30 protein-coding genes are annotated in these 26,704 nt (G+C 72.4%); 17 read left to right on the plus strand and 13 right to left on the minus strand.

The window, feature by feature from the left end; all coding sequences use genetic code 11:
* Positions 1 to 921: a menaquinone biosynthesis prenyltransferase MqnP gene (gene mqnP / locus FB457_RS03980; RefSeq protein ID WP_047017454.1), complete on the minus strand. Its 921-nt coding sequence runs from the start codon at positions 919 to 921 to the stop codon at positions 1 to 3.
* A complete protein-coding gene (locus tag FB457_RS03985; protein ID WP_047017453.1) occupies positions 918 to 2,363 on the minus strand; it encodes a menaquinone biosynthesis decarboxylase in 1,446 nt (481 codons plus the stop codon). Before FB457_RS03985 ends, mqnP begins: the two co-directional genes overlap by 4 nt.
* Before the next feature lie 189 nt (positions 2,364 to 2,552).
* Between FB457_RS03985 and FB457_RS03990 the strand changes: the two genes are divergently transcribed.
* From FB457_RS03990 to FB457_RS04005, 4 genes are all read left to right on the plus strand, one after another.
* Positions 2,553 to 3,002, plus strand: a complete 450-nt coding sequence (locus FB457_RS03990; RefSeq protein ID WP_145780800.1) for a PLDc N-terminal domain-containing protein — start codon at positions 2,553 to 2,555, stop codon at positions 3,000 to 3,002.
* 71 nt (positions 3,003 to 3,073) lie between these two features.
* Positions 3,074 to 3,448, plus strand: a complete 375-nt coding sequence (locus FB457_RS03995) for a PLDc N-terminal domain-containing protein (protein ID WP_145780802.1) — start codon at positions 3,074 to 3,076, stop codon at positions 3,446 to 3,448.
* A gap of 116 nt (positions 3,449 to 3,564) precedes the next feature.
* A complete protein-coding gene (locus tag FB457_RS04000; RefSeq protein ID WP_145780804.1) occupies positions 3,565 to 3,963 on the plus strand; it encodes a hypothetical protein in 399 nt (132 codons plus the stop codon).
* Positions 3,960 to 4,133, plus strand: a complete 174-nt coding sequence (locus FB457_RS04005) for a MerR family DNA-binding transcriptional regulator (RefSeq protein WP_253911383.1) — start codon at positions 3,960 to 3,962, stop codon at positions 4,131 to 4,133. Before FB457_RS04000 ends, FB457_RS04005 begins: the two co-directional genes overlap by 4 nt.
* Positions 4,134 to 4,140: 7 nt before the next feature.
* Here the strand turns inward: FB457_RS04005 and FB457_RS04010 are convergent, their stop codons facing one another.
* Positions 4,141 to 4,929 carry a DUF5995 family protein gene (locus FB457_RS04010; RefSeq protein WP_047017450.1) on the minus strand — a complete coding sequence of 263 codons (789 nt, stop codon included), beginning with the start codon at positions 4,927 to 4,929 and terminating at the stop codon, positions 4,141 to 4,143.
* Between the two features lie 82 nt (positions 4,930 to 5,011).
* The gene (locus FB457_RS04015; protein ID WP_047017449.1) at positions 5,012 to 5,968 is read right to left on the minus strand and encodes an endo alpha-1,4 polygalactosaminidase; all 957 of its coding nucleotides are present in this window, start codon (positions 5,966 to 5,968) and stop codon (positions 5,012 to 5,014) included.
* 233 nt (positions 5,969 to 6,201) lie between these two features.
* Here FB457_RS04015 and FB457_RS04020 point away from each other — a divergent pair, with 233 nt between their 5' ends.
* Both FB457_RS04020 and FB457_RS04025 read left to right on the plus strand, forming a co-directional pair.
* Positions 6,202 to 8,313 carry an effector-associated constant component EACC1 gene (locus FB457_RS04020; RefSeq protein WP_145780806.1) on the plus strand — a complete coding sequence of 704 codons (2,112 nt, stop codon included), beginning with the start codon at positions 6,202 to 6,204 and terminating at the stop codon, positions 8,311 to 8,313.
* Between the two features lie 25 nt (positions 8,314 to 8,338).
* Positions 8,339 to 9,442, plus strand: coding sequence for an esterase-like activity of phytase family protein (locus FB457_RS04025; RefSeq protein ID WP_145780809.1), 1,104 nt, complete (start codon positions 8,339 to 8,341; stop codon positions 9,440 to 9,442).
* A gap of 59 nt (positions 9,443 to 9,501) precedes the next feature.
* Here the strand turns inward: FB457_RS04025 and FB457_RS04030 are convergent, their stop codons facing one another.
* The 6 genes from FB457_RS04030 to FB457_RS35095 form a co-directional block, all read right to left on the minus strand.
* Positions 9,502 to 9,690, minus strand: a complete 189-nt coding sequence (locus FB457_RS04030) for a hypothetical protein (RefSeq protein ID WP_145780811.1) — start codon at positions 9,688 to 9,690, stop codon at positions 9,502 to 9,504.
* 5 nt (positions 9,691 to 9,695) lie between these two features.
* Positions 9,696 to 10,277: a DUF5994 family protein gene (locus FB457_RS04035; RefSeq protein ID WP_047017447.1), complete on the minus strand. Its 582-nt coding sequence runs from the start codon at positions 10,275 to 10,277 to the stop codon at positions 9,696 to 9,698.
* Positions 10,278 to 10,833: 556 nt separating this feature from the next.
* Positions 10,834 to 11,118, minus strand: a complete 285-nt coding sequence (locus tag FB457_RS04040) for a VHS/ENTH/ANTH domain-containing protein (protein WP_047017446.1) — start codon at positions 11,116 to 11,118, stop codon at positions 10,834 to 10,836.
* Positions 11,119 to 11,336: 218 nt separating this feature from the next.
* Positions 11,337 to 11,633, minus strand: coding sequence for a hypothetical protein (locus FB457_RS04045; protein ID WP_047017445.1), 297 nt, complete (start codon positions 11,631 to 11,633; stop codon positions 11,337 to 11,339).
* A gap of 453 nt (positions 11,634 to 12,086) precedes the next feature.
* Positions 12,087 to 13,136: a fatty acid desaturase family protein gene (locus tag FB457_RS04050; RefSeq protein WP_047017444.1), complete on the minus strand. Its 1,050-nt coding sequence runs from the start codon at positions 13,134 to 13,136 to the stop codon at positions 12,087 to 12,089.
* 124 nt (positions 13,137 to 13,260) lie between these two features.
* Entirely contained in the window at positions 13,261 to 13,431 is a 171-nt protein-coding gene (locus tag FB457_RS35095; protein ID WP_164492568.1) for a hypothetical protein, read from the minus strand.
* Between the two features lie 470 nt (positions 13,432 to 13,901).
* Here FB457_RS35095 and FB457_RS04055 point away from each other — a divergent pair, with 470 nt between their 5' ends.
* Both FB457_RS04055 and FB457_RS04060 read left to right on the plus strand, forming a co-directional pair.
* On the plus strand, positions 13,902 to 14,105 hold the full coding sequence (locus FB457_RS04055) for a cold-shock protein (protein WP_047017443.1): 204 nt from the start codon (positions 13,902 to 13,904) through the stop codon (positions 14,103 to 14,105).
* Between the two features lie 191 nt (positions 14,106 to 14,296).
* Complete coding sequence (locus FB457_RS04060; RefSeq protein WP_145780812.1) at positions 14,297 to 15,760, plus strand: DEAD/DEAH box helicase; 1,464 nt, start codon at positions 14,297 to 14,299, stop codon at positions 15,758 to 15,760.
* Between the two features lie 135 nt (positions 15,761 to 15,895).
* Here FB457_RS04060 and FB457_RS04065 read toward each other — a convergent pair whose 3' ends face one another.
* Positions 15,896 to 16,210 (minus strand): MazG-like family protein, encoded by a 315-nt coding sequence (locus FB457_RS04065; protein WP_047017441.1) that lies wholly within the window; start codon positions 16,208 to 16,210, stop codon positions 15,896 to 15,898.
* A 253-nt stretch (positions 16,211 to 16,463) separates the two neighbouring features.
* Entirely contained in the window at positions 16,464 to 16,946 is a 483-nt protein-coding gene (locus tag FB457_RS04070; protein ID WP_018841948.1) for a hypothetical protein, read from the minus strand.
* 204 nt (positions 16,947 to 17,150) lie between these two features.
* On the opposite strand from FB457_RS04070, the gene hemL reads away from it, so the two are divergent.
* From hemL to FB457_RS04115, 9 genes are all read left to right on the plus strand, one after another.
* The gene (hemL, locus tag FB457_RS04075) at positions 17,151 to 18,521 is read left to right on the plus strand and encodes a glutamate-1-semialdehyde 2,1-aminomutase (protein WP_145780814.1); all 1,371 of its coding nucleotides are present in this window, start codon (positions 17,151 to 17,153) and stop codon (positions 18,519 to 18,521) included.
* A 1-nt stretch (position 18,522) separates the two neighbouring features.
* Complete coding sequence (locus FB457_RS04080; protein ID WP_047017439.1) at positions 18,523 to 19,233, plus strand: histidine phosphatase family protein; 711 nt, start codon at positions 18,523 to 18,525, stop codon at positions 19,231 to 19,233.
* 170 nt (positions 19,234 to 19,403) lie between these two features.
* On the plus strand, positions 19,404 to 20,003 hold the full coding sequence (locus tag FB457_RS04085; RefSeq protein WP_047017438.1) for a TlpA family protein disulfide reductase: 600 nt from the start codon (positions 19,404 to 19,406) through the stop codon (positions 20,001 to 20,003).
* Between the two features lie 9 nt (positions 20,004 to 20,012).
* The gene (locus tag FB457_RS04090; RefSeq protein ID WP_047017437.1) at positions 20,013 to 20,768 is read left to right on the plus strand and encodes a cytochrome c biogenesis CcdA family protein; all 756 of its coding nucleotides are present in this window, start codon (positions 20,013 to 20,015) and stop codon (positions 20,766 to 20,768) included.
* Positions 20,769 to 20,771: 3 nt separating this feature from the next.
* Positions 20,772 to 22,637 carry a cytochrome c biogenesis protein ResB gene (gene resB / locus FB457_RS04095; protein ID WP_047017436.1) on the plus strand — a complete coding sequence of 622 codons (1,866 nt, stop codon included), beginning with the start codon at positions 20,772 to 20,774 and terminating at the stop codon, positions 22,635 to 22,637.
* Positions 22,634 to 23,731 carry a c-type cytochrome biogenesis protein CcsB gene (gene ccsB / locus FB457_RS04100; RefSeq protein ID WP_047017435.1) on the plus strand — a complete coding sequence of 366 codons (1,098 nt, stop codon included), beginning with the start codon at positions 22,634 to 22,636 and terminating at the stop codon, positions 23,729 to 23,731. The genes resB and ccsB overlap by 4 nt, the downstream gene beginning before the upstream one ends.
* Before the next feature lie 83 nt (positions 23,732 to 23,814).
* A complete protein-coding gene (locus tag FB457_RS04105) occupies positions 23,815 to 24,174 on the plus strand; it encodes a cupin domain-containing protein (RefSeq protein ID WP_047017434.1) in 360 nt (119 codons plus the stop codon).
* A gap of 5 nt (positions 24,175 to 24,179) precedes the next feature.
* Complete coding sequence (locus FB457_RS04110; protein WP_145780816.1) at positions 24,180 to 24,473, plus strand: hypothetical protein; 294 nt, start codon at positions 24,180 to 24,182, stop codon at positions 24,471 to 24,473.
* A 93-nt stretch (positions 24,474 to 24,566) separates the two neighbouring features.
* Positions 24,567 to 25,358 (plus strand): phytanoyl-CoA dioxygenase family protein, encoded by a 792-nt coding sequence (locus FB457_RS04115; RefSeq protein ID WP_145780818.1) that lies wholly within the window; start codon positions 24,567 to 24,569, stop codon positions 25,356 to 25,358.
* On the opposite strand, the gene thrS is transcribed toward FB457_RS04115, so the two are convergent.
* Entirely contained in the window at positions 25,359 to 26,618 is a 1,260-nt protein-coding gene (gene thrS / locus FB457_RS04120; protein WP_047017431.1) for a threonine--tRNA ligase, read from the minus strand. It lies immediately after the preceding gene.
* Positions 26,619 to 26,704: the final 86 nt, after the last annotated feature.

Raw genomic sequence — 26,704 nt, forward strand, 5'->3', positions numbered from 1 at the left:
TCAGAGGCTCAGGTCGCGGACGAAGAGGTCTGCCGCCGCGCAGCAGAAGAGGACGATGCCGATCACGCCGTTGAGCGTGAAGAACGCGCGGTTCAGGCGGCTCAGGTCGTCCGGGCGGACGATGCTGTGCTCGTACGCGAACACGCCCGCCACCACCGCCAGGCCGGCCCAGAACGGCGCGCCCGCGTCCGTCGCCAGGGCGTACCAGACGAAGAGCGCCATCGTCACGACGTGCGCCGCCCGCGCCCCGTACAGCGCACCCGCGATGCCGAAGCGGGCCGGGACCGAGCGGATGCCCTGGGCGCGGTCGGTGTCGACGTCCTGGCAGGCGTAGATCAGGTCGAAGCCGCCGATCCACACGCCCACCGCGAGCCCCAGCAGCACCGCCGGCCATGACCACTCCCCCGTGACCGCCAGCCACGCGCCGATGGGGCCGATCGCCTGGGCGAGGCCGAGGATCGCGTGCGGGTACGTGGTGAACCGCTTGCCGTACGGATAGACCACCATCGGCACCGCCGCGACCGGCGCCAGCACCAGGCAGAGCGGGTTCAGCAGCGCCGCGGCGCCCAGGAAGATCGCCAGCGCGATCAGCGCGCCCGTCCACGCCGAGCGCACGGAGACCGCTCCGGTGACCAGTTCGCGATGGGCGGTGCGCGGGTTGCGGCCGTCGATCTCGCGGTCGATGATCCGGTTCGCGGCCATCGCGAACGTCCGCAGCGCCACCATCGCGACGGTGACGAGCAGCAGCGTCCCCCACTCGATCGCCCCGTCGCCGTCGACCAGCATGGCCGTGAGCGCGGCGATGTACGCGAACGGCAGCGCGAAGATCGAGTGCTCGATCATCACCAGCCGCAGGAACGCCCGCACCCCGCTGCCGGACCGGGCGGGGCCGGGCCCGACGACGCTCCCCGCGGCCGTCACAGGCCGTACTCCGGCCACCGGGCGTCGACCTTCGCCGCCGTGTCCGGATCGGAGACGACCATCTCCGGCCAGCCGCGCGTGTAGCCCTCCTCGGGCAGCTTCGCGGTGGCGTCGATGCCCGCCTTGCCGCCCCAGAACTGCTGGTACGAGGCGTGGTCGAGGTGGTCGACCGGGCCCTCGACGACGGACAGGTCGCGGCTGTAGTCGGTGTTGCCGAGCGCCCGCCAGGCGACCTCATGGAGGTCGTGCACGTCGCAGTCGGCGTCGACCACGATGATCAGCTTGGTGAGCGACATCATGTGCGCACCCCAGATCGCGGACATGACCTTCTGCGCGTGCTTCGGGTACTTCTTGTCGATCGAGACGATCGCGCAGTTGTGGAAGCCGCCCGCCTCCGGCAGGTGGTAGTCCACGATGTCCGGCACGATCACCTTCAGCAGCGGCAGGAAGAACCGCTCGGTGGCGCGGCCCAGCGGCCCGTCCTCGGTCGGGGGGCGGCCGACGACGATGGACTGCAGCAGCGGGCGGCGGCGCATCGTGACGGCGTCGATGGTCAGCGCCGGGAACGGCTCCTGCGGGGTGTAGAAGCCGGTGTGGTCGCCGAAGGGGCCCTCGGGCAGCTCCTTGCCGGGCTCCAGCCAGCCTTCGAGCACCACCTCGGCGTGCGCGGGGACCTGGAGCGGCACGGTCTTGCAGTCGACCATCTCGACCCGCTTGCCGCCGATGAAGCCGGCGAGCATGTACTCGTCCATGTCGCCGGGCAGCGGCGCGGTCGCCGCGTAGGTCACGGCGGGCGGGCAGCCGAAGGCGATGGCCACCGGCAGCTTCTCGCCGCGGCGGGCGGCGACCTGGTAGTGGTTGCGGCTGTCCTTGTGGATCTGCCAGTGCATGCCGATGGTGCGGCGGTCGTGGCGCTGGAGGCGGTAGAGGCCGAGGTTGCGGACGCCGGTCTCGGGGTCCTTGGTGTGGGTGAGGCCCAGGTTGTAGAAGGACCCGCCGTCCTGGGGCCAGGTGAAGAGCGCGGGGATCGTGTCGAGGTCGACGTCGTCGCCGGTGAGCACGGTCTCCTGGACCGGCCCGTCCTTCGCCTTCCGCGGCGGTACGTGCGCCATGGTGCCGAGCTTGCCGAACGCCTCGCGTACGCCCGTGAAGCCCTGCGGCAGTTCGGGCTTGAGCAGCCCGCCGATGCGCTCGCCGATCTCCGCGTACGAGCCGAGGCCGAGGGCCTTGAGGAGCCGGCGGTCGGTGCCGTAGACGTTCATCGCCAGCGGCATGGCGGAGCCCTTGACGTTCTCGAAGAGCAGCGCGGGTCCGCCGGCCTTGTTCACGCGGTCGGTGATCTCGCCGACTTCGAGGTACGGATCGACCTCGGCCGTGATGCGCTTGAGGTCGCCGTCGCGCTCCAGAGCCCGCAGCAGCGAGCGGAGATCGTCGTAAGCCATGCGCCCCAGTATCCGCCAGGCGCCGGGCGCGGTCCGCGAAGGGGGTGGGGGCGGGGCGCGGGCGGGGTCGCGGGGGTGTCTCCGCCACGGATTACCCTGGACGGAACCGCGGGGTCCGTACGGGAGCCGCACCGAACCCGGCGAGGAGACCGCCGCGCCGCCGCTGCACCGCACGTCGAAGGGCCCCACATGCTCAGGTATCTGCCGTTTCTCCTGGTCCTGGCGGTGTGGATCTATGCGTTCATCGACTGCCTGAACACCCCGGAGAAGGACGTACGGAACCTGCCCAAGCTGGTCTGGGTGGCGATCATCGTGCTCTTCGGCTCGGTGCTCTTCGGCCCGCTGGCGTGGTTCATCGGCGGCCGGCCGCGGGGGCGCCCGGTGATCGCCGGCGAGGGCGCGGGCGGCGGCGGTCGCCGGCCGGGCCGCGGCGGCTGGGTGGCACCCGACGACAACCCGGACTTCCTCCGCTCGCTGGGGGAGGACCGGCCGAAGGACGAGCCGCGGGAGAAGCCCCGGGAGGAGCCGCGCGAGGAGCCGCGGCGGGAGTCCGGGGACGAGCGCGGGGGCGAGCGCGGTCGCGAGCGGGACGAGGAAGGTCCGGAAGGACGCCAGGGACCCGACGAGGACCGGCGCTGAGACGTTAACCTGACGCGGAGACGCAGCGGGGGGCGAGGCCGTAGCCCCGCGACATTCAGGGGGTTTGCCGCGTGCTCCGCTACCTGCCGTTGATGGTCCTTCTCGGCGTGGTGATCTATGCGCTGATCGACTGCGCGACCACGAAGAAGGAAGACGCCAAGCACCTCCCCAAGATCGTCTGGATCCTCCTCATCGTCCTGTTCCCGCTGCTGGGTCCGATCGGCTGGCTGATCGCCGGCCGCAACCGCCGCCACCTGCCGGCCGGCGGCTCCGGCGGGGGCGGCGGCACCGGCGGGGGGCGGCGCTCGACATGGGTGGCGCCGGACGACAACCCGGAGTTCCTGAAGAAGCTCGGCGACGAGAACGCGAAGGACGACGAGGGCAAGGACGACGGCGGGGACGGCGACGGCGACGGCAAGCGGGACGGCGACCCGCGCACGAAGTGATCCCCGCGGCCGGCGAGGCAGTCCGCGTCGGCCGCCCGCGCCTGCAACCGGTACCCGGGTACGGGTTACCGTCGAGAGCGTCCCCGTCATCGGGGACGCGACGACGGGAGAGCGCCATGAGTGACCTTGCGTGGGTGCCGCGGTCCTGCACCCTCCCCACCGCCGAACGCCCCTTGCGGGTGGCCGAGTGGGACGCGCTGTTCGCGGCGGGGCCGGTCTCGCTGTCCCGGCCGGAGCCGCTGCGGCTGCGGCTGGTGCTGGCGGGCGGGCCGGAAGTCGGCGAGCGGGTGCGGGACTTGGCGGAACGGGAGAGCGGCTGCTGCTCGTTCTTCACCTTCACGACCGGCACGGACACGGGCAGCGGCACGGGCGCCGACACCGGCACGGGCACCGCCGCCGGCCGCGGCGGGGACCGTACGGCCGAGCGGCTGTGGCTGGACATCGCCGTGGACCCGGCGCACGCGGCCGTCCTCGACGCCCTCGCCGCGCGGATCGACGCGGTGGCGGCGCGGTGAGCGGCACCCTGCGCAGCGGGCAGGTCGCCGCGGCGGCCGGCGTGCACGTACAGACGCTGCGCTACGACGAGCGCCGCGGCCTCCTCCCCGCGCCCGCGCGCGGCAACGGCGGCCACCGGGGGTCCCACCCCCGCTGCCCCCCCTTCGCCACCCCCGCCGGGGGCCGCTGACGCGCCGTCAACGCGCCGTCGGAGCCGGTGCCGTCGCGGGCTGGTCCATGGCTCGGTCCAGGTGGGCGATGTTCGCCGGTATGTCGGCGCTCTCCGTGCTGCGGATCAGTTGCAGGGCCGGCTCGGCGAGGCCGCCCGGGTGGGCGATGAGGCGGGCCAGGACGGCGGCGCGGATGTCGAGGCGGTCGATCGTCGCCGCGCGCTGCTCCTCGTTCTGGGCGGCGAGGAGCACGGCGTTGTGCCATGCCTCCTCGCGGGACTGGCGGACGCTGAAGTCGAGGATCTGCTCGTCCGTACGGGCGCCGATCGTGTCCAGCAGCGACAGCAGCGGCGACAGCGCGCCCACCGAGTCCTCCACGGCCAGGACCACCCGCGCGAGGATGTCGTTGATCAGGAGGAAGTCGCGCCGCAGCGACCGGATGTCCTCGCCCGGGGAGGTCCGCGCGGCGGCGACGGCCAGGTCGAGGTTGATGTGCGCGTTCACCCCGAGGATCAGGTGCTGGACGACGACCGTGCGGTCGTCGTCCAGCAGCCCGAACGTCTCACGCCAGCAGCGCGGCCCGCCGCGGTCGCGGCGCCAGGCGTCGTACGCCTCGAAGTAGCGGTTGCCGAAGAGCGTGTCGAAGCGGTCCATCCGGGCCCCGTCGTCGAACCGCCCCTCGTGGATGGCCCTGCGGACCTCGACGGTCACCTGCCGGTACAGCGCCGCGAAGTACCCGGCCCGGTCCCCGTCCCGCCCCGCGGCTCGTACGATCCCCGCCAGCCCGTCCACGACCTCGTCGATGTTCTCCGCCACCGCGGCCCACTCCCCTCTCCAGAAACCGTCGTCCGGCCCCCGACCGTCCTACCACCGCCCGCCGGGGAGGGGACCCGGCCGATCACCCGCACCGCTTGCGGTACTCGCCCGTCGGCGGTGCCGTCTTGATCAGGCCGTCGAAGTTCTCGGCGCGGTGGGCGCGGCAGGCGGTGCGGCGGTCCGCCCCGGGTGCGTAGTCCACGGCGAAGACGGCCTTGCCCGCCTCGACGAACGGGCGGAGCCGGGCGCATTCGCCGTACTGCGCGCACTCCTCGGGCAGCGCCCAGTCGAAGTGGCCGACGAGTTCCGCGACGGCGCCCGGCTGGTCGTGGCCGTTCTTCATGCCGACCGACAGGCCGCGTGCGTGGGCCTGTTCGGCGACCTCGCGGTACCACGAAACCTGGTCGTCGCGGGTGATCGGGAACCCGGGGCGGTTGCCCAGCGGGTTGTTCTGGTCCGGCTCGACGCCGTCGCAGCCCATGCGCGCGGCGAGGTCGAGGCGCGCCCAGATGATCTCGGCGAACGCGCCGCGCCGCCCCTCGCGGAGGTCGAGCCAGCGTTCGCCCTCCCAGCCGGTGTTCCAGCCGATGACCGAGCCGTCCTCGGGCGCTTCCCCGTCGTCCGGGATGCCGGCGAGGGCGGGGCGGTGGCCGGGGAAGCGGGCCGCGTCGGGGCGGTAGTGCTCGTAGGCGCCGGTGTCGAGGTAGCAGATGACGGTGGTGCCGCGGGCCCGGAGCTTCTCGACGGTGCCGGCCAGGGCGCCGCGGGGGACCTTGACGACATCGCCGCCGGGGTAGCGCAGTTCGGAGCCGGCGGGGGCCAGTTCGAAGAGGTCGAGGTCGTACATCGCGCGGTGCTCGTCCAGTTCGTACGGCGCGTCGATCTGCCAGTCCCAGTCGGCCGCCTCCCCGGGCCGCGGCGTCCACCGGCCTTCGTCCCGGCTCTCCGGCCGCGACATGCAGGCGGTGGCGAGTGCGGCGACGACGGCGAAGGTGAGCACGCGCCGTGCCGTGGTCGCGAGCGCGGGAATGGCTGTCATGCCGGTACACACGCCGGCCGCAGCCGGGCCGTTCCCACCGCGACCACAGCCCCGGCCGCGGACGGCAGTTCACCGCGTCCGGCGCGTCCCGCCCGGGTGACGGGCACCTCGCCTGATCGGGTCGGCCTCGCCTGTACCGCTGCCATGGGTGACCGTTGCGGTACACCCTGTGACCCTACGGCGCTACGGTACCGGTCAGCGACTGAAAGTCCGCCGGCCGGCAGGGAGATCCCATGCACATCAAGATCACGGCACAGGGCGGGCCGGAGGGCGAGGAGGAGCTGCGCTCCTTACGCAGGCATCTGGAGGATGACCCGGCCATCCCGCTGACCCCCTCCATGGGACTCACCCTGGAGGCCATCGAGTTCGTCACCGGAAGCTCCTTCGACCTCGCCAACCTGGTCCTGGCGCTGTCCTCCTGGCGCGCCTCGCGGCCGGTGAGTTCGACCCTGGAGGTGCGGCGGGACGAGCACACCGTACGGCTCTCGCCGCAGGCCCTCGCCAACCCCCAGACGACCGACGCGGCCCTGCGTCCCCGGCTGCCGCTGCCGCACCTCTCGTACGCCGTGCTGATCGGCGTCGCCGACCACGTCCCCGAGAGCGGCCTCCGGCCCCTGCCGGCCGTGGACCGCGGCTGCCTGGAACTGCGGGACGTCCTGGGCGACTCCCGGATCTGGGGCCTGCCGACCGATCGGTGCCGGATCGTCCGCCCGCAGACCCGCGAGCAGCTTCTGGACCCGGTGGCCCATGCCGCGCGACAGGCGTCGGACTGCCTGGTCGTCTACTGGGCGGGCCACGGCCTCACCCACGACGGCGCGCTCCATCTGGCCCTGCCCGGCAGCCGCGAGGCCGACGTCCCGGGCACCGCGGTCCCGTTCACCGACCTGCTCCGCCGGCTCGGCGCCGCCCCCGACCCGCCGTCCCGGACGATCGTCATCCTGGACTGCTGCCAGGGCAGCGTCGCCTTCGACGCCGTACGACGGGAGGTCGAAGCCGCCGAGCTGCGCGACATCTGCGTACTGGCGGCCTCGCCCCCCGGCGGAGACGCGGTCGGCACCACCGCCAGCGGTCTCACCGCGTTCACCCAGGCCCTGGTCGAAACCGTCCGGGCCGGTCTCGGCAACCGCCAGGACTTCCTGACGCCGAACGACATCGCCGACGAGCTGCGCCGGACCGTTCCCGGCCAGGGCGGGCCCGCGCCCCACACCCTGGACCCGCACACGGTGGGCAGCCGGCCCTTCGTGCGGAACCTCCGTGCCAAGCCGGCGACCGCGCACCTCTCCTGGCCGCGCCGGCACTCCAGGGCCCTGACGGCCGCGGCGGTCACCCTCGCCGTGATCACCGGCGTGGGAGTCTGGAAGGGCTCCGCCGGCACCGGCACCACAGGACCCTGCTCGGAGAAGGTCGGTCTGCTGGGTTACTCGGATGCCCTGGACACCGTCGCGGACTCCACGCCGGTGCAGGGGCTCTCGGCCCTGGCCGTCACCGGGGACCGCAGCATCCTGGCCCTGGGGGACAACCGCCCTCCCCGCCTCCACTCCCTCACCCTCGACGACGCGCGGCTCGTTCCCGCGGTCGGAGACCCCACGATCCTGCACCCCCGGGACGACAGTCTCGCCGCCGCCGACATCGACGGCGAGGGGATGGCGGTGGACGGGGAGAACGTCCTGATCAGCTCGGAGGCGGGGCCGTCGATCCGGTCGTACCGGCTGAGCGACGGGATGCAGAACGACGAGATCGAACTGCCGGAGGTCCTCCGGGAGTCCAGCCCCGCGCGGCGGCTGGAATCCCTGAGCCTGAGCGAGGACCGCACCCAGTTGTACGCGGGCATGGAGGGTCCCCTGCACGTCGACGGCGAGTCGGCGGGCCAGAACCACGTACGGATCCTGCGCTACACCCGTTCTCCGGGCGGGGAGTTCGGCGAGAAGCCGCAGCAGTACGCGTACAAGACCGAATACGGTCTCTTCCTCACCGAGCTGATCGCCCTCGGCGGCGACCGGCTGCTCGCCCTGGAGCGCGGCTACATGCCGGAGGGCAATTCCGTTCACCTCTACCTGCTGTCGCTGGCGAAGACGCCGGACATCAGCGGGAGGAAGTCGATCTCCGGCATCACCGACGACTCCTGGGTGGAGAAGGATCTGCTGGCCAATCTGGTGCACTGCCCCACCGCCGGAGCACCCCGCAAGCAGGCTCAGCTCAACCCCCTGCTGGACAACATCGAGGGCATGGCCCTGGGCGAGCACCTGCCGGACGGCCGCCGCGCCCTCTACCTGGTCAGCGACAACAACGCCAACACGAAGTACCAGACGACCAGGTTCTACAAGATGAGCGTGGACCTGTCCTGACGTCCCGACCCTCCCGGAGGACCTGATGAACGGATGGTGGCGGGCCGGGCTTGCCGCGCTGCTGCTGACGGTGTCGTCGCCGGCGGCCCCGGCAGCCCCAGCCGAGCCCGCAGCCCCCGTCGAGCCCGCCGCGTCGCCGGACGGCCGGCCGGCTACCTGCTCGCCGCGTACGTCCCTGGCCGGCTTCTCCGACGCCCTGGACAAGACGGCCTTCGCCGGAACCCGAGTCGCCGGCCTCTCCGCGCTGAGCGCCCGTGGGAACTCGCGGGTCCTGGCGCTGACCGACAACACCGACGCCGACGAGGCCAGGGTCTACGAGCTGGCCGTGCGCAGCGCTCCGGGGCGAGTCGGGGCGGCGGTACGCGACGTCACCGTCCTGCGCCGCCCGGACGGCACGCCGTACACCGGGGCCGACTTCGACGGAGAGGGCCTGGTCGCCGAACCCGCGGGCACGGTGCTCGCCTCCTCGGAACGCGAGCCCTCCATCCGCCGCTTCCGCCTGTCCGACGGCCGCCAGACGGCCGAACTGCCGGTGCCCCGCCGCTTCCGGATCGCCCCGGCCGGGCAGGCCGCGGCCAACCAGACCTTCGAGTCCCTGACCACCGCCCCGGACGGCCGCACCCTCTACGCCGGCCTGGAAGGCCCGCTCGAAGCCGACGGCCACGACGCGGCGAACCGCGGCCTGCTGCGCATCCTGCGTTACGGCGGCACGCCGGGCGGCGCCTTCGCCCCCCGCGCCCAGTACGCCTACCGGGCCGACCCGGGCCTCGGCCTGGCCGAGCTGGCCGCGCTGGACCGGCACCACCTGCTGGCCCTGGAACGCGGCTACACGGCAGGAGTCGGCAACACCGTCCGCATCTACCGGGTTTCACTCCACGGGGCGCCCGACGTCACCGCCCTCCCCTCGCTCACCGAGGCCGGCGCCGGGGTCTTCGCCGCCAAGCGGCTCCTGGTGGACCTGGCCGACTGCCCGCCGTCCGGGGCCACCTCACCGCAGCCGCAGCCCAACCCGCTGCTGGACAACGTGGAAGGCATGACCCTGCCGGGCCACCGCACCCTGCTGCTGGTCTCGGACGACAACGCCTCGGCCCGGCAGATCACCCGCCTCTACGCCCTCCGCCTGGAATGACCACGACGGCCTCGGCTTCGGCGTGCGAACTCTATGTGCCCTCGGCAAGAGCACAGGTTCTACCTTTTGCCGGGCAGTGGCCCCTTGGTCGCGGGCCGGCGGGGCTTGCCGCCGCCCTTCCGGCGGCGGGTGGGGGTGTAGTAGTGGTTGGCGAGGCGTTCGGCCCGCTGGGAGTTGAGCAGGTGGAGGATGAGCGCGCCCAGCGCGATCGCGCCGAGGACGATGAGGATGGTGACGAGGGTCTCCATGACGTTCACCCCTTCTCTGTGGAGGCAGGCGGGGCGGCGGGAACCGCCGGATGTTCCGTACGCGGGGGCACGGTACGTCCGCCTTCGGAGTCCCAGACCTCCTGCTGGGATGTGCCGCCCCCGGTTGAGTGGCGGCGGTGACCGGCTTCCTCCATCAGCCGGCTCGCGGATTGCATCCTCGCGGGGTCGACGGCCGCGGCCATCAACCAGGCGGCACTCTCCGGTGCGGTCTGGGGCGGGACGACCAGAAGGTCCCAGCGGCCGGCGCCATAGGAGCGCAGGATCAGGCCGTGGGGGTCCAACTCGGTGGTGAACCAGCCCACCTTGACCACGTGTCCGCTGACCGGGATCTTGCGGGGCATCACCGGCCAGTGTGTGGAGTTCACCGCGAGGCGGATGATCCGCCCCCACAGCGGGTCCAGGACGGCGACCAGGGCGGGCAACTCGGCGGTCAGGTCGCGGGAACGGGGCCACCAGGCGCCGTCCAGTCGCGTCGGTGTGGTGCCGGCGGGGGTGAGCGACAGCCGCGGAGGCGGCGGGGTGAAGTGGTCTTCGGTCGCCGGCGGGGGGATAGTGGTCGCGGTCATGATGCCGACCTCGCTCCGGGCGGCGGCGGATACGCCACTCCCCGGGCTCGTATGCACCGAAAACGGCACAGGCACGGAAGCCTGCACACGCATTGCCTTCGGTGTCCTCAGCCTACTCCTCGCCCGCAGGTCGCCGCGGGGGGAAAGACGAGGCGACCGCACCACAGGCCCAGCACCGGACGGCTACCTCATCCGGGAGTGACCGGCGGCCGGGCGACGGCCCCACACGTCCCGCGGCGGGATCTCGGGACCGCACCGGAGGTGCCCGGGTCTCGTCCAGGCCCACGAGCGGTGGGCCGCCCGGGCGCGGCCGTTGGCGGGGGCGATAAGGGCCACGTCCAGGGCTGCACGGCAGCGCGACACAGGATGCTCCGGGAGCCGCGTGGCGATATGCCGGCGCTGACGCGCTGGCAGCCCCGTCAACTCGGCCAGAAGACTCCCCGAGGCCGTGAAGCGTTCGATCTCCTGCCTGCCGGCGAGTCGGCCCACGCAGGAACGTCTCAGCCCGCCCCTTGCCCGGTGCCGCCGACACCTGCGGGCCGGCGGAGGTGAGTGGTTACAGCTCGTCGGAGTGCGGATGTCTGGTGATGCGGCGCGGCCGGGGCGGGCCGGGAGGATCGGGCGCGAGGGTGGTGTCCACGGTGAAGTGGAGCCTGGTGCCGCCGTCTGCTTCTGCGGTGGGGTAGGTGCGCTGCGCGGTGGAGGCGAAGCGTTGGCGGAGCACGTCGGCGATCTCCCGTGCCGTTTCGGGGGATCCGGCGATGATGCGGATGTCCGCCATGCCGCGGCCCGGCTGTGAAGTGGTCTGGTGTGCGTTTGCTGCGGAACCGTTGTCGTTCATGTGGTGCCCTCTCGTACGGACCGCCGGACGGCGTCACGGGCGGAGTGGTGGCGGGCCTTAGGCACCAGCGACTCCCATCCCGGCAGCCCTCCCCACGGCTATGCGCGCACCCTCTACCGCTCTCCGGCGCGGTTCCGCGTGGCCCACCGTGCCGCTGGCGATCGACCGAAATCGACAAAAGGTGCATTTGCCTAGTTTCAGTGTACGCCGGAAAGAAGTCAGAGTTCGTCGGCGTGCGGGTGGCCGGTGCCGAGGAGGCGGGACGGCTCGATCGGCTCCGGGGCGTGCACGGTGTCAATCGTGAGGTGGAGCCGGGTGCCCTGGCCGTCTTCTCCTGCGGGATAGCTGCGCTGTTCGTCGGCCGCGAAGCGGAGGCGGAGCACCTCGGCGATCCGGCGGGCCGCTTCGGGGTCTGCCGCGACAATACGGACCTCCGCGAAGCCCGGTGCCGGGAGCGATCGCGGCCGTCCGGCCGGCGCGGGCGCCACACGACCGTTTCCGGTCTCCGTGGTCATCCGGTGCCCGCCCCGCGGCGCCGGGCACATCTGCGTGCCCGGCTGCTCGGGCGCCGCCGGCCGCGACCGCCGTCCCGGTGGTCGCGCCGCACAAGGTGGTCGACGTGGTCGCCGAGCTCGGGGCCGGGGCCCGGGCCCGCCACCGCGGCCCGGCCCGGACGCCGCGCCGGCTTGCGGGGGACTCCCGGGCGCCGGGCGGTGCCCGGTGCCGTCGCTCCCTCTCTCGCCGGCTGGAGGCGCGCCGGCGTTGGTGGGGTGGGGCTGGCAGCCCGTGCGCGGCTGCGGACAACGGACGAGGCCGTCATGAGGCGGGACCGATCTCGGGCGGCGGTCACGCCTGCCCGGTGTATCCGTGCGCCGGGAACGGCGCCGACCACGAAGTCGGCACGCGAAATGCCCTCGGCGTCCACCACCCTACTCCGCCGTGGCCCGGCGGCTCGGCCGCGACGGCCGTCAGGACGACCGGGCGGTGCCGCGTAGCGGGGCGCCTGCCTCGTGGAGGCTGCGCAGAGCCTGCTTGTACGAGGTGAACAGCCCCGTCTCCGCGTAGGACACACCCAGTTCCTGGCAGTGACGCCGGACGATGGCCTGCGCCTTCGCCAGATGCGGGCTGGGCATGCTCGGGAAGAGGTGGTGCTCGATCTGGTAGTTCAGCCCGCCCAGCGCCACGTCGAGGAACCGGCCGCCGCGCACGTTGCGCGAGGTGAGCACCTGGCGGCGCAGGAAGTCCGGGAGATCGCGGCCGGACAGTGTCGGCATGCCCTTGTGGTTGGGGGCGAAGACGGAGCCGAGGTAGAGGCCGAACAGGCCCTGGTGGACGGCGAGGAAGGCGAGCGCCATGCCGGGCGGCAGGACCAGGAACAGCACCGCGAGATACGCCGCGATGTGCCCGAACAGCAGGGCGCCCTCCAGTGTTCGGTGCTTGACCTGGCGGCCGGCCAGCGCACGGACACCGGCGACATGCAGGTTGATGCCCTCAAGGGTGAGCAGCGGGAAGAACAGCGCTGCCTGCCAGCGGCCGAGCAGGCGGGGCAGTCCCCGGGCGGCGCGGGCCTGCTCGGGCGTCCAGACCAGGATGTCGGGGGCGAGGTCGGGGTCGCGTTCTTCGTGGTTGGGGTTGGCGTGGTGGCGGGTGTGCTTGTCCTGCCACCATTCGTAGCCCATGCCGATGGCGGCGCCGGCGACCCGGCCGGACGCGGTGCTTGCCCGGCGCAGCCGGAACACCTGGCGGTGCGCCACGTCGTGGGCGACCAGGGCGACCTGGCCGAAGACCAGGGCGAGTGCGGCGGCGACCGCCAGGGTCCACCAACTGGCACCGACGAACCAGAAGACGGTCCAGGCAGCGGCGTAGCACGCGGCCACGGCCGTGATGCGGACCGTGTAGTAGCCGGGGCGGCGGGCCATCAGCCCGGCGTCGGAGATCTTCTTCGCCAGCCGGGCGAAGTCACTGCCGGACTCGTTCGGCGGCCGGGCACGGGCTGAGGGAGCTGACGATGCGGTCATGGTGGTGTGTCCCTTCTTCGGCGTTGCGTATCTTCGGCGTTGCGTACGTGGTCTCCCGCCGCTCCTCCCGGGGACGGCGGCAAGGCGGGCAGGCGGCGGGCATTTCGGCGGAACTGAGCAGCGGTCAGAGCGGCGGGGCGACCGTGCCGCGGGGCTCCTCCCGCCACGGCCCGTCCTGGACTTGCCGGGCCCAGGTGGCGAGGCCGTCGACGACATGGATGACGGCGCGGAGCAACGCCCGCATGTCGCGGGCGACGGTGAAGCCCTTGTGGGGTCGCTGCCTGGCCGGCTTCACCGGCTCTGACGACGATCGTGCGGATCACCCTCGCGTACGCGCCGCAAAGCACCCGCTGCCGGGATTCGATTGTGCGCAGCCGATCGAGAAGATCGCGCATCCATGTCCTTCATGGCAGGGGTCGGAGGCGCCTGCGCCCCATTGGACGTATTTTCCGCGCCGATGTCAAAGGTCCCGAGATCAGCGGACGCCGAACCGGGCGCGACCTGCCCCGGGGCTCCGTCGAGGAGCGGTACCGGATGAGGGAAGGTCTGGTCACCGCGGCCTGCGCAGCCAGGTCGTGGGCCACCCGTGCTAGCCTGGGTGCAGTTGCAGTTGTGGTTCCCATGTACTTTGTGTGCGCCTGCTGGCTTTGACCTTCAGGCGCATTTCTGTTTTTCGGTGCTTCCGGAGACCTGGTAATCATCACCTCGACGCGGGATCGCGCACCGTGCGGATCTCCGGCACAGCCACCAAAAAGGAGAAGAGACATGGCCACTGGCACCGTGAAGTGGTTCAACAGTGAAAAGGGCTTCGGCTTCATCGGCCAGGACGACGGCGGCGCCGACGTCTTCGCCCATCACTCCCACATCAACGCTCAGGGCTTCCGTGAGCTGGCCGAGGGCCAGCGGGTGGAGTTCGACGCCACCCAGGGGCAGAAGGGTCTCCAGGCGGAGAACATCACCCTCATCTGAACCCTGATCCGAGGACGTGGCGCAAGTCACGAGCACGGGCCGGCGCCCCATGGCACGGGCCCGTGCCCCGCGGCCGGAGCGCTCAGCGCACCGCGCCGCCGTTCGCCCATTCCCCGGCCCGTTCCTGCGGCTTCCGTGCGGCTCGTCGCCGCCGGGATCTCCTCGACACGCGCCGTGACGAGGAGGTTCCCATGAACCGCAGTACACGCCAGAACCCCGGCACCCCGGCCCGTCGCCGTTCGCGAAGCCAGCCTCCGCGCCGGCCGGGTCGCCGGAAACCCGCCGCCGCGCAGGGCGAGTTCGCGCTGCCGGTGAACGGCACCCCCGCGCTTCCCCCGGCCGCGTCGTTCGCCGACCTGGACATGCCGCCCGTGCTGCTGACGACGCTGCACCACCAGGGGGTGAGCGTGCCGTTCCCCATCCAGGCGGCCACCCTCCCCGACTCCCTGGCCGGCCGGGACGTCCTCGGCCGCGGCCGTACCGGCTCGGGCAAGACCCTTGCCTTCGGCCTGGCCCTGCTGGCCCGTACCGCCGGGCGGCGCGCGGCCCCCCGGCACCCGCTGGCCCTCGTCCTGGTCCCCACCCGCGAACTGGCCCAGCAGGTCACCGAGGCACTCACCCCCTACGCCCGGGCAGCGCATCTGCGGCTCGCCACGGTGGTCGGCGGCACGTCTCTGGCACGGCAGGCCGCCGCGCTGCGCGACGGCTCCGAGGTCGTCGTGGCCACCCCGGGGCGGCTGCGGGATCTGATCGACCGCCGCGACTGCCACCTGGACCAGGTACGCATCACCGTCCTGGACGAAGCCGACCAGATGGCCGACATGGGCTTCCTGCCCCAGGTCACCGCCCTGCTGCGGCAGGTGCGTGCAGACGGCCAGCGCATGCTGTTCTCGGCGACGCTCGACCACAACGTCGACCGGCTGGTGCGGGCCTTCCTCACCGACCCGGTCGTCCACTCGGTCGACCCTTCGGCCGCCACCGTGACGACGATGGAGCACCACGTGCTGCACGTCGCGGACGGCGACAAGCGGACGGCAGCCACCCACATCGCCGCCCGCGACGGCCGTGTGCTGCTGTTCGTCCACACCAAGCGCGGCGCCGACCGGCTGACCCGGCACCTGCTGAGCAACGGGGTGAGGGCCGCCGCGCTGCACGGCGGCAAGTCCCAGTCCCAGCGCACCCGCACCCTCGACCAGTTCAAGCGCGGAGACATCACCGCACTGGTCGCCACCAACGTCGCGGCCCGCGGAATCCACATCGACGACCTCGACCTGGTCGTCAACGTCGACCCGCCCGCCGACCACAAGGACTACCTCCACCGCAGCGGCCGCACGGCCCGCGCGGGCGAGTCCGGCAGGGTGGTGACCCTCGTCCTGCCCGACCAGCGCCACGAGATGACCCGCCTGACCACCACAGGGGGCATCACCGCGCACACCACCCGCATCCGGCCCGACAGCACCGAACTCACCCGCATCACCGGCGCCCGCACCCCGACCGGCGTCCCCGTCACCCTCGCGGCAGCCGCCGTGAGCCCCGTCGAGCGCAAGAACGCCGGCGGGAGCAGCGGCCGACGCGGCGGCCCCGCCCGTACCCGGCGCGCGTCCATCCGCACCCGCCTTCCGGAGAAGACGACACCACGCAGAGCGGCCGCCTAGCGCCACAGCTCAGCCCGGCCACCACGCCGATGGCGGCCGGGCGGCAGAACAACCCGGCGTGTACCGCGGAGTTGGGGCGTGGCGAGAACGCGGGATGGTGCAGCACCGGCCGCCTCCACGGGAGACCTGGGTCGCTCAGCGGTTCAAGGAGCGCTCCGCGACGTGGTGGAGGCGTTCGGCGAAGATCTTCTCGGCTTCCGGGGTGAGGGTCCGCAGGGCGACCATGCTGGTGAAGATGACGTCGCAGAGTTCGGCCTGGACGTCGTCCCAGGTGTGGCTGTTGCCCTTGCGGGGGTTGGAGCCGGTTACCCCGTGAATGGCCTCGGCGACCTCGCCGGCCTCCTCGCTGATCTTCAGTACGCGCAGGAGACGGGCCATCTCGGGCGAGACGCCGCTTTCCGCGTCGAGCCACTCGACAAGCCGGTCGATGGTCTCCCAGGTGTCGCGCATGGGGGGCTCCCTGTTCTGTCCGGGGTGCCGCGTGGGGGCCCTGCGGTCATGGGTCCCCTTCGTGGCCATCGGGTCCGGTGCGTGAGGTGACGCTACCGGGATGTGCGGAGCACGAGGCGAACAGTCTCCACGCCGTGGGCCGATGCACCGGCGGTCGGGGCGCAGGGCACATCCGAAGGGCACGTCCGCCGGAGGTCACTCCGGCGTGTGCCCTCAACGTGCCCTGGCGGCCCGACCGCAGTCCCGGGCGGCCTCAGGGCCAGACCAGGCAGTACGGCTGGTGGCCCGCCTCGTGGAGGCGGTCGGCGAACTCCTGCCATTCGTGGAGCATCCGGTAGACGTCGAAGGCGTCGCGGGGGCCGCCGCGGTCGGGGACCGTGGACCAGATGAAGGCGGCGGCGCCGACCTCCTCCTCGCCGATGCCGCGGAGGGGGTCGACCACCGTCATGGGGAGGCGGACCACCGCGTAGTCGGGGTGGAGGACGACGAGTTCCAGGGGCGGAACCTTGTGGAGCGGTATGCCCTCGATGCCGGTGAGGACCATCGCGGACATCGTCTCGGGCTTCACCTTGGCGAAGAGCCCTCCCTGGCCGAGTTCGTCGCCGCCGAGTTCCTCCGGGCGCATGGAGATCGGCACGCGGGCCGCCGTCGCGCCGTCGGGCGCGCCGAAGTACTTATACGTCACGCCGCCCGATCGGCCGTCGTTCTTGTTCACGCCCTCGCCGCCGTGGTTCACCCGGCGATGGCGTCCGGACCTGGCGCGCCGGGGCCCTCGGTCATCGGTCCCTTCGCCCAGTTCGCCACCGCGATGCATATCTCCACCCGACTGCTCTCAGATGTGCACTGCCCCCGCCGCGCAACCCGATCATCGTCTCAGCTACATCCCCAGCAGCGGGCCCGCGAAACACCCCGACGCGGGTCGCCTTGCGACTCTGAGACCATGGCTTGCGTGACTTATCCGTACCAGGCTCCAGTCTCGCAGAAGCTCTACGACCGTGCGGCCGCCGTGACGCCCGGCGGCGTGAACTCTCCGGTGCGTGCGTTCCGCGCCGTGGGCGGTACGCCCCGGTTCATGGTGTCGGGGAAGGGTCCGTACCTGACGGACGCCGACGGCCGCGAGTACGTCGACCTCGTCTGCTCGTGGGGACCGATGATCCTCGGCCATGCGCACCCCGAGGTGACCGCCGCGGTGCAGGAGGCCGTCGCGCGCGGGACGTCGTTCGGCACCCCCGGTGCGGGCGAGGTGGCGCTCGCGGAGGAGATCGTCTCCCGGGTCACCCCCGCTGAGCAGGTACGACTCGTTTCTTCCGGCACCGAGGCGACGATGTCGGCGATCCGGCTGGCGCGCGGGTTCACCGGGCGGGCGAAGGTCGTGAAGTTCGCCGGCTGCTACCACGGGCACGTCGACGCGCTGCTCGCCGCGGCCGGCTCCGGGGTCGCCACGCTCGGGCTGCCGGACACCCCCGGGGTCACCGGCGCGCAGGCCGGCGAGACCCTCGTACTGCCGTATAACGATTTGGCAGCCGTCCGCGCGGCGTTCGAAGAGCACCCCGGGGACATCGCCTGCGTGATCACCGAGGCGTCCCCCGGGAACATGGGCACGGTGCCGCCGCTGCCCGGTTTCAACCAGGGGCTGAAGGACCTGTGCACCGAGCACGGCGCGCTGTACGTGTCCGACGAGGTGATGACCGGCTTCCGCACCTCCAGGGCCGGCTGGTACGGCGTCGACGGCGTGACCCCGGACCTGATGACCTTCGGCAAGGTCATGGGCGGCGGCTTCCCCGCCGCCGCGTTCGGCGGCCGGGCGGACGTCATGGCGCGGCTCGCGCCGGCCGGGCCGGTGTACCAGGCGGGCACGCTCGCCGGGAACCCCGTCGCCACCGCCGCCGGGCTCGCGCAGCTCCGGCTCCTGGACGACGCGGCGTACGACACGCTGGACGCCGTCTCCCGGCAGCTCCGCGGGCTCGTCACCGAGGCGCTGGCCAAGGAGGGCGTGCCGCACCGGGTGCAGACGGCGAGCAGCATGTTCTCCGTCTTCTTCACCGGCTCCGACTCCCCCGTCATCGACTACGAGGGCGCGAAGGCGCAGCGTACGGAGCAGTTCACGGCCTTCTTCCACGCGATGCTCGCGGAGGGCGTCTACCTGCCGCCGTCCGCCTTCGAGTGCTGGTTCGTCTCGACCGCTCTCGACGGGGACGCGATGGAGCGGATCGCCCGCGCGCTGCCCGTCGCCGCCCGCGCGGCGGCGGAAGCGGGTGACGAAGCCGGGGGCGGGTCACCGGCCGGGGGCAGGGACGTCCAAAATGGCTGACATGCGCGGTAAAGATGAAGAGAATCTCACCGTCGTGCACGTCGTACGCCACGGTGAGGTCCACAACCCGGACGGCGTCCTCTACGGCCGCAATCCCGGCTACCACCTCTCCGACCTGGGCCGGCGGATGGCCGAGCGCGTGGGCGAGCACCTCTCCGCACGCGACGTGCGGTACGTCGTCGCCTCCCCGCTGGAGCGGGCGCAGGAGACCGCCGCGCCCGTCGCGAAGGCGCACGGCCTGGAGGTCGCCACCGACGACCGGCTCATCGAGGCGGCCAACGTCTTCGAGGGCAAGGCGTTCGGCGTCGGCGACGGCGCGCTGCGCAAGCCGGCGAACTGGAAGTACTTCACCAACCCCTTCCGCCCCTCCTGGGGCGAGCCGTACATCGAGCAGGTCGTCCGGATGACGGGCGCGCTGCAGTCCGCCCGCGAGGCCGCCCGCGGCCACGAGGCCGTCTGCGTCAGCCACCAACTGCCCATCTGGATCCTGCGCAGCTTCGCGGAGGGCCGGCGGCTCTGGCACGACCCCCGGTCGCGGCAGTGCACGCTCGCGTCCCTGACGACGTTCACCTTCGACGGCGACGACATCGTCTCCGTCGGCTACAGCGAGCCCGCCCGCGACCTCGTGCCGCCGCACCTCCTCGCGGGTGCGCAGCGCAAGTTCGGCCGGGGGGCCATCCGCGGCGCGGCGGCCAACGCCCCGCGGGCGTAGCGCGCGGGCGGTCGCCCCGGCCCGTACGCGACCCAGCGGACCCCCGCCCGGCCAGCCCGCCGCCCGGCGGACCCACGGCCGGCGGACCCCTGAGCAGCCCCTCCGTTCCGCCGCGCGGCGCTAAAGGGGGGTGGAGAAGATCCCTCTCCGGGCCATGCGAAACTTTTCACATGATTTCTGCGAGGAGGCTCCACCGCCGGACCCTCGCGGCCGCCGCCGCGGCCGTCGCCGGCGCGCTGGCGCTGACCGCGTGCGGCGAGGACGCGACGTCGTCCGGTGGCAACACCCAGTTCGTCAGCGGCACCGGCCAGCTCACCGTGGTCAAGGCGAGCGACCGCCTCGCCGCGCCGGACATCTCCGGCGAGACCACCGACGGCGGGCAGCTCGCGCTCGCCGACTACCGGGGCAAGGTCGTCGTCCTCAACGTGTGGGGCTCCTGGTGCGCCCCCTGCCGCGCCGAGGCACCGAACCTGCGCAAGGTCTCGGAGGACACCGCCGACCGCGGCGTGCAGTTCATCGGCATCAACACCCGCGACCTCGACGTGGCCAACGCCCAGGCGTTCGACCGCTCCTTCAAGATCGAGTACCCGAGCCTGTACGACCCGTCGGGGAAGCTGATCCTGAAGTTCCCCGAGAACAGCCTCTCGCCGCAGGCGATCCCCTCCACGCTCATCCTCGACCGCGAGGGGAAGATCGCCGTACGGGCCCTCAAGCCGCTCTCCGAGAAGGAGCTGCGCAAGGCGCTGGAACCGGTCATCGAGGAGAAGTGACGTAACGCCATGGAGCCGAACCAGACCGTGCTGACCGGGGCCCTGCTGCTGGCCCTGCCGGTGGCGGTGCTCGGCGGCCTGGTGTCCTTCTTCTCCCCGTGCGTGCTGCCGCTCGTGCCCGGCTATCTCAGCTACGTCACCGGGGTCAGCGGCACCGACCTGGAGAACGCCCGCCGCGGCCGGATGGCCGCCGGCGCCGGCCTCTTCGTCCTCGGCTTCACCGCGGTCTTCGTCTCGACGGGCGCGTTCTTCGGCGGCGTCGGCAACAACCTGCTGGAGCACCGGGAGACGATCTCCAAGGTCGTCGGCGCGCTGACGATAGTGCTCGGGCTGATGTTCATGGGGATACTGGGCCGCACCCTCGGCGGGTTCACGCAGCGGGAGTTCCGGATCCACAAGCGGCCCGCGGTGGGTCTCGCCGGGGCGCCGATGCTCGGCATGGTCTTCGGCATCGGCTGGACGCCGTGCATCGGCCCGACGCTGATCTCGGTGCTCGCGCTCTCCACGAACGAGGCGAGCGCCGGCCGCGGCGCGCTGCTCACGGTCGCGTACTGCCTGGGCCTGGGGCTGCCGTTCATCGTCGCCGCCATCGCCTTCCGGCGGGCGCTCGGGGCGTTCGCCTGGGTGAAGCGGCACTACGTGTGGGTCATGCGAATCGGCGGCGGCATGCTCGTCGTGACCGGCATCCTGCTGCTCACGGGCGCCTGGGACCGCATCATCAACGAGATGCAGGTCTGGACGTCGAACTACACGGTGGGGATCTGAGCCATGACCACGACCGACGAGCGCGAACTGACCGCCGCCGCGTCCCAGTTGTCCACGGCACCGGTCGACGACTCGCCGCAGAGCCCGGTGCCGCAGGGCGGCTCGTTCGGGCGCGAGCTGGTGGCGTGGGCGCGCTGGTTCTGGCGGCAGCTCACCTCGATGCGGGTGGCGCTGATACTGCTGTTCCTGCTCTCGCTGGGTGCCATCCCCGGCTCGCTCATCCCGCAGAATTCGGTCGACGAGATCGCGGTCGGCCAGTTCCGCGAGCGGCACGAGACGCTGGGCCCGCTCTACGACAAGCTTCAGCTCTTCGACGTCTACAGCTCGGTGTGGTTCTCGGCGATCTACATCCTGCTCTTCGTCTCGCTCGCCGGCTGCATCATCCCGCGCTCCTGGCAGTTCGTCGGCCAGCTCCGCGCCCGCCCGCCGCGCGCCCCGCGGAACCTGACCCGGCTGCCCGCGTACACGACGTGGGAGACCGAGGCCGACGAGGCCGAGGTGCGCGCGGCCGCGGAGCGGATCCTGCGGCGGCGCCGGTTCCGCTACGCCGTGGCGCCGGCCGGCGACGAGGGCGCGATCTCCGCCGAGAAGGGCTATCTGCGCGAGGCCGGCAACCTGCTGTTCCACATCGCGCTCTTCGTCCTCCTCGTCGCCTTCGCCGTCGGGAACCTGCTGCGCGTCGAGGGCGGCAAGCTGATCGTCAAGGGCGACGGCTTCGCCAACACCCTCACGCAGTACGACGACTTCCAGGACTCCGCGTTCGGCGCCGACCTCGACTCGTTCGGCTTCACGCTGGACGACTTCACGGCGACGTTCGAGAAGGACGGGCCGCAGCGCGGCACGGCGCGCGAGTTCTACGCCGATCTCACCTGGTGGAAGGGCGCGGCGGGCGAGCAGCACAAGGCCCGCGTCGAGGTCAACCACCCGCTCCAGATCGACGACACCAAGATCTTCCTCATCGGTCACGGCTACGCGCCCGTCGTCACGGTCCGCGACGGCCAGGGCGACGTGGCGTTCAGCGGCCCGGTCGCGTTCCTGCCGCAGGACGGCAACCACACCTCCACCGGCGCGATCAAGGTGCCGGACTACCGGGACGAGAACGGCGAGAAGACGCAGATCGCCTTCCAGGGGTTCTTCACCCCGACGTTCGGCGGCTACAGCAAGGACGGGATGGTCTCGCAGTTCCCGGGACCCGAGTACCCCGCGCTCTTCCTCAACGCCTACCGCGGCGACCTCGGCGTGGACTCCGGCGTGCCGCAGAACGTGTACCAGCTCGACACCGAGCGGCTGAAGCAGTTCAAGCAGAAGAACGGCGAGCCGCTGCGGAAGTCGCTGCGGCCCGGCGACACGTTCACGCTGCCGAACGGGGCGGGGTCGCTGACGTTCGAGCGGCTGGAGCGGTGGGCCAGCTTCCAGGTCTCCCAGCAGCCCGGCAACTACTGGGCGCTGGGCGGGTCCGTCCTCGCGATCGTCGGCCTCGCCGGGTCGCTGTTCATCCAGCGCCGGCGCGTGTGGGTGCGTACGGCGCCGGGGGCGGACGGCCGTACGGTCGTGGAGATGGCGGGTCTCGGGCGCAGCGAGAGCGCGCGGCTGCCGGAGGAGCTGGCGGACCTGGCGGTGGCGCTGCAGACGGACGGGGCACCGGCGGTGGCCACCGCGGACGACGCCGACGCCGAGGAGAGCGACGACACCGATGCCGCGGCGGCCGGGGACAAGTCCGGCACGGCCGGGGGTCCGTCCGCGGCAGCGGGTGGGAAGTCCGTAGAGTCCGGAGCCGAGCCCGCAGCCACGACAGAAGAGCCCGAGTCAGACGAACCCGACGAGCCCGAAGGGCCCGAAGCCAAGCCCGATGAAGGAGCGCGCGCGTGAACATCGCTGCCGCGACGGACCAGAACCTGGCGGACATCAGCAACGTCCTCATCTACTCGGCGATGGCCGTCTACGCCCTCGCCTTCTTCGCGCATGTCGGGGAGTGGGTCTTCGGCAGCCGTAGCCGCGTGGCCACGACCGCCGCCGCGCTCACCCCGCGGCAGGCGGCCGGCGCGGACGCGCCCGCCGTGACCGTCACGGTCAAGAAGCGCGGCGGCGGCACCGCCGTGCTGGAGCGCCCGAAGGTCGTCACCCGCGGCGCCTCCGGCGTCCCGGCCGTGCCGGACGGCCCCGGGGCCGCGGGCGGCGACGAGCAGGGCGACGTCTACGGCCGCGTGGCGATCTCCCTCACGGTGCTGGCCTTCGCGCTGCACGCCGCCGGGGTGCTGACGCGCGCCCTGTCGGTGCAGCGGGCGCCGTGGGGCAACATGTACGAGTTCTCCACGACCTTCTCCATGGTCGCGGTGGCCGCGTACCTCGGCTTCCTGGCGGCCCGCAAGAACATCCGCTGGATGGGCCTGCCGCTGGTCACCACGGTCCTGCTCGACCTCGGCCTGGCGGTGTCGGTGCTCTACACCGACAGCGACCAGTTGGTGCCGGCGCTCGACTCGTACTGGCTGTGGATCCACGTCTCGCTCGCCATCGCCTGCGGGGCGCTGTTCTACCTCGGCATGGTCGCGACGGTCCTCTACCTCTTCCGGGACCGCTACGAGGCGAAGCTCGCGGACCCGAAGGGCCCGCAGCCCGGTTCGTTCGCACGCTCGGTGCTGAGCCGGATGCCGGCCGCGGCGTCGCTGGACAAGTTCGCGTACCGGGTGAACGCGGCGGTCTTCCCGTTCTGGACCTTCACCATCGTCGCGGGCGCGATCTGGGCCGAGAGCGCCTGGGGCCGCTACTGGGGCTGGGACCCCAAGGAGGTCTGGTCGTTCATCACGTGGGTCGCGTACGCCTGTTACCTGCACGCCCGGGCGACGGCCGGGTGGAAGGGCCGCAAGGCCGCGTACCTGGCGATCGTCGCGTTCCTCTGCTTCCTCTTCAATTACTACGGCGTGAACATGTTCGTCGACGGTCTGCACTCGTACTCCGGCGTCTAGGGCCTCTCCCGCGATACCTCCCTCTGGTTGCCGCCCTCGGCGCGCGAAGCGCACACTGGAAGGGCAAGAAGGGAGGTATCGCGATGCTGGAAGTGAAGACCATCGAGAAGCCGGACGAACGACGCGACTTCCCGCGCGGTCACCTCGAAGCGGTGCACATGACCGGCCTGGATTTCGCGGTCGCGACTTTCGAGCCCGGCTGGCGCTGGACGGAGTCGGTCAAACCCCTGGCGGGTACCGAAACCTGCATGGTGCACCACAACGGTTACGTCGTTCAGGGCCGCATGCACATCCTCATGGACAGCGGCCAGGAATCCGAAGTGCAGGCCGGCGACGTCTTCGTCTGCCCGCCGGGCCACGACGCCTGGGTCGTGGGTGACGAACAGGTCGTCCTCTACGATTTCGCCGGCGCCATGGCGACCGAGTACGCGAAGGGAAGCTGAGGACGATGACGTTCGTGCAGCTCATCGAGTACGAATCCGACCACCCCGAGGAACTGGGCCGTGCCATGGACGAATGGATGACGGCCACCGAGGGAAAGCGCACGATGTCGCGGGAAATCCACGGACGTGACCGGGAAAGCAGCCGGCATTTCGTGGACATCGTCGAATTCCCGTCCTATGAGCAGGCAATGGTCAACAACGACCTGCCGGAAACACAGCGCGTCGCGGCGCGGTTCCGCGAGCTGTGCACCTCCGAGCCCAGGTTCGTCGACCTGGACGTCGTCGACGACCGTTCCTGACGAGGGCACACGCAGGCACCGGACCTGACGGCGCGCCCGCCGGGCGGGACCGCCCACTGGTCCCGGACGGGCCTCCGCGGTCATCCTGGGGCCATGGTCACCTCCAACGGCTACGTCCTGGACGAGTCACCGCGCCGTCTCGGCGAGCTGCGGCCCGTGCCGGACGCCGAGCGGGACGACCGCGAGGCGCTGTGGGCGCGGCTGCGGCGGGAAGGCTATCTGTGGCTGCGGGGGGTGCTCGACCCCGGCGGCGTACGGGAGTTCCGGCGCTTCTACTTCGCGCACGTGGACCCGGAGCTGCCCCGCGGCGACCAGCGTGCCGCGCTCTTCGGCCGGGTCGTGCCGGGGGCCGAGTACGCGGACTTCTGCGCGCAGCCCGCGGTGCGGGACTGGTATGCCTGGTTCCTCGGCGGTGAGACCTTCCTGCACCGGCGGAAGATCCTGCGCCACACCCGCCCCGGCGAGGCCGGCGTCGGTACCGCCACGCAGGCGCACTACGACCTCGTCTATCTCCGCGAGGGTACGGACCGGGTGCTCAGCTCCTGGATCCCGCTCGGCGACTGCCCGGTGGAGCTGGGCGGGCTCGTGTATCTGGAGCGCAGTCACGTACGGGTCCTCGCGGCCGAGGCGGCGGGCACGCTGAAGCGCCCGGCCGCCTCGATCACCGCGGACCTGCCGGCGCTGGCGGAGGAGTACGGCGCGCGCTGGCTCCTCGCCGACTACGCGGCCGGTGACATGGTCGTCCACTCGGCGCACATGGTGCACGCCTCGCTGGACAACACCGCGGCCACATACCGGCTGTCGACCGACATCCGCTACCAGCGCGCCGACGAGCCCATCGACTGGCGCTGGCAGCAGCACTGGCACGACCTCGACGGGCTCTGATCAGGCGGGGGCCTCCCCCTCGTCCGGCCACAGCTCCGGGCGCCGCGCCGCCACCGCCGCCGCCATCCGCGCCACCGCCTCCGCCGCCGGCAGCGGCGCGGGCCGCCGCCCGTCGCGCAGCCGCAGCGCCGCCGCCCCGCCGGCCGCCTCCCTGGCCCCGACCACCACCTGGTACGGGGCCAGCCGCGCACCCCGTACCCGCGCGCCCAGGGTGCCCCGCTCGGGCCCCGCCAGCTCGGCCCGCAGCCCCGCCGCCACGCACCGCCGCAGCAGCGCCTCCGCGGGCGCCGCCTCCGCCTCACCCACCGGCAGCACCACCGCCTGCACGGGCGCCAGCCACGGCGGGAACGCGCCCTGGTGGACCTCCACGAGCTGCGCCACCGCCCGCTCCGCGCTGCCGACGACCGAGCGGTGCACCATCACCGGGCGGTGCCGCCCGCCGTCCGCGCCCACGTACGCGAGGCCGAAGCGCGCCGGCTGGTGGAAGTCGACCTGCACGGTGGACAGGGTCGCCTCGCGGCCGGCCGCGTCCAGCACCTGCACGTCGATCTTCGGCCCGTAGAACGCCGCCTCGCCCTCCTCGGCCTCGTAGTCGATCCCGGCCGCGGCGAGCGCCTGCTCCAGCAGCGCGCCCGCCCGCCGCCACAGCCCGGGGTCGCGCACGTACTTCGCGCCCGGGCCCGGCAGCGACAGCCGGTAGCGGGCGGCGGCCAGGCCCATCGCGGCGTACGCCTCGCGGATCAGCCGCAGCGCGGCCAGCGCCTCGTCGGCGACCTGCTCCAGGGTGCAGAAGACGTGCGCGTCGTTGAGCTGGATGGCGCGTACGCGGGTGAGGCCGCCGAGGACGCCCGACAGCTCGGCGCGGTACATGCCGCCCAGCTCGGCGATGCGCAGCGGGAGTTCGCGGTAGCTGCGCTCGCGGGAGCGGTAGATGAGGGCGTGGTGGGGGCAGAGGCTGGGGCGGAGCACGACTTCCTCACCGGCCGAGCAGCCGTCGGGCCCGCCGCCGAGGCGCATGGGCGGGAACATGTCGTCGCGGTAGTGCTCCCAGTGCCCCGACAGCTCGTAGAGCTCGCGCTTGCCGAGCACGGGCGAGTAGACGCGCTGGTAGCCGGCGCGGTGCTCGACGTCGGCGACGTACTCCTCCAGCGCCTGCCGCACGGCGGCGCCGGCGGGCAGCCAGTACGGGAGTCCGGCGCCGATGAGGGGGTCGGTGCCGAAGAGGCCGAGTTCGCGGCCGAGGCGGCGGTGGTCTTTCACGGTGGGGCTCCTCGCGGGTCGGTGGGACGGTGGCCGCCCGCGGGGGTCGTGCACGCCGAAGCCCCGGGGCGGTCGCCCCGGGGCTT

This window comes from Streptomyces sp. CNZ287, from assembly GCF_007827615.1.

Bases quoted from the DNA above. Each gene is read 5' to 3' on its own strand.
- FB457_RS04015 (WP_047017449.1), bottom strand. From the start codon at position 5,968: ATGACAGCCATTCCCGCGCTCGCGACCACGGCACGGCGCGTGCTCACC.
- FB457_RS04085 (WP_047017438.1), top strand. From the start codon at position 19,404: ATGATTTCTGCGAGGAGGCTCCACCGCCGGACCCTCGCGGCCGCCGCC.
- FB457_RS03990 (WP_145780800.1), top strand. From the start codon at position 2,553: ATGCTCAGGTATCTGCCGTTTCTCCTGGTCCTGGCGGTGTGGATCTAT.
- FB457_RS04090 (WP_047017437.1), top strand. From the start codon at position 20,013: ATGGAGCCGAACCAGACCGTGCTGACCGGGGCCCTGCTGCTGGCCCTG.
- FB457_RS04080 (WP_047017439.1), top strand. From the start codon at position 18,523: ATGCGCGGTAAAGATGAAGAGAATCTCACCGTCGTGCACGTCGTACGC.
- FB457_RS04030 (WP_145780811.1), bottom strand. From the start codon at position 9,690: ATGGAGACCCTCGTCACCATCCTCATCGTCCTCGGCGCGATCGCGCTG.
- FB457_RS04060 (WP_145780812.1), top strand. From the start codon at position 14,297: ATGAACCGCAGTACACGCCAGAACCCCGGCACCCCGGCCCGTCGCCGT.
- FB457_RS04050 (WP_047017444.1), bottom strand. From the start codon at position 13,136: ATGACCGCATCGTCAGCTCCCTCAGCCCGTGCCCGGCCGCCGAACGAG.
- FB457_RS04025 (WP_145780809.1), top strand. From the start codon at position 8,339: ATGAACGGATGGTGGCGGGCCGGGCTTGCCGCGCTGCTGCTGACGGTG.
- FB457_RS04040 (WP_047017446.1), bottom strand. From the start codon at position 11,118: ATGAACGACAACGGTTCCGCAGCAAACGCACACCAGACCACTTCACAG.
- FB457_RS04000 (WP_145780804.1), top strand. From the start codon at position 3,565: ATGAGTGACCTTGCGTGGGTGCCGCGGTCCTGCACCCTCCCCACCGCC.
- resB (WP_047017436.1), top strand. From the start codon at position 20,772: ATGACCACGACCGACGAGCGCGAACTGACCGCCGCCGCGTCCCAGTTG.
- FB457_RS04110 (WP_145780816.1), top strand. From the start codon at position 24,180: ATGACGTTCGTGCAGCTCATCGAGTACGAATCCGACCACCCCGAGGAA.
- FB457_RS04055 (WP_047017443.1), top strand. From the start codon at position 13,902: ATGGCCACTGGCACCGTGAAGTGGTTCAACAGTGAAAAGGGCTTCGGC.
- hemL (WP_145780814.1), top strand. From the start codon at position 17,151: ATGGCTTGCGTGACTTATCCGTACCAGGCTCCAGTCTCGCAGAAGCTC.
- FB457_RS04105 (WP_047017434.1), top strand. From the start codon at position 23,815: ATGCTGGAAGTGAAGACCATCGAGAAGCCGGACGAACGACGCGACTTC.
- FB457_RS03985 (WP_047017453.1), bottom strand. From the start codon at position 2,363: ATGGCTTACGACGATCTCCGCTCGCTGCTGCGGGCTCTGGAGCGCGAC.
- FB457_RS04020 (WP_145780806.1), top strand. From the start codon at position 6,202: ATGCACATCAAGATCACGGCACAGGGCGGGCCGGAGGGCGAGGAGGAG.
- FB457_RS04115 (WP_145780818.1), top strand. From the start codon at position 24,567: ATGGTCACCTCCAACGGCTACGTCCTGGACGAGTCACCGCGCCGTCTC.
- FB457_RS04065 (WP_047017441.1), bottom strand. From the start codon at position 16,210: ATGCGCGACACCTGGGAGACCATCGACCGGCTTGTCGAGTGGCTCGAC.
- FB457_RS04045 (WP_047017445.1), bottom strand. From the start codon at position 11,633: ATGACCACGGAGACCGGAAACGGTCGTGTGGCGCCCGCGCCGGCCGGA.
- FB457_RS04035 (WP_047017447.1), bottom strand. From the start codon at position 10,277: ATGACCGCGACCACTATCCCCCCGCCGGCGACCGAAGACCACTTCACC.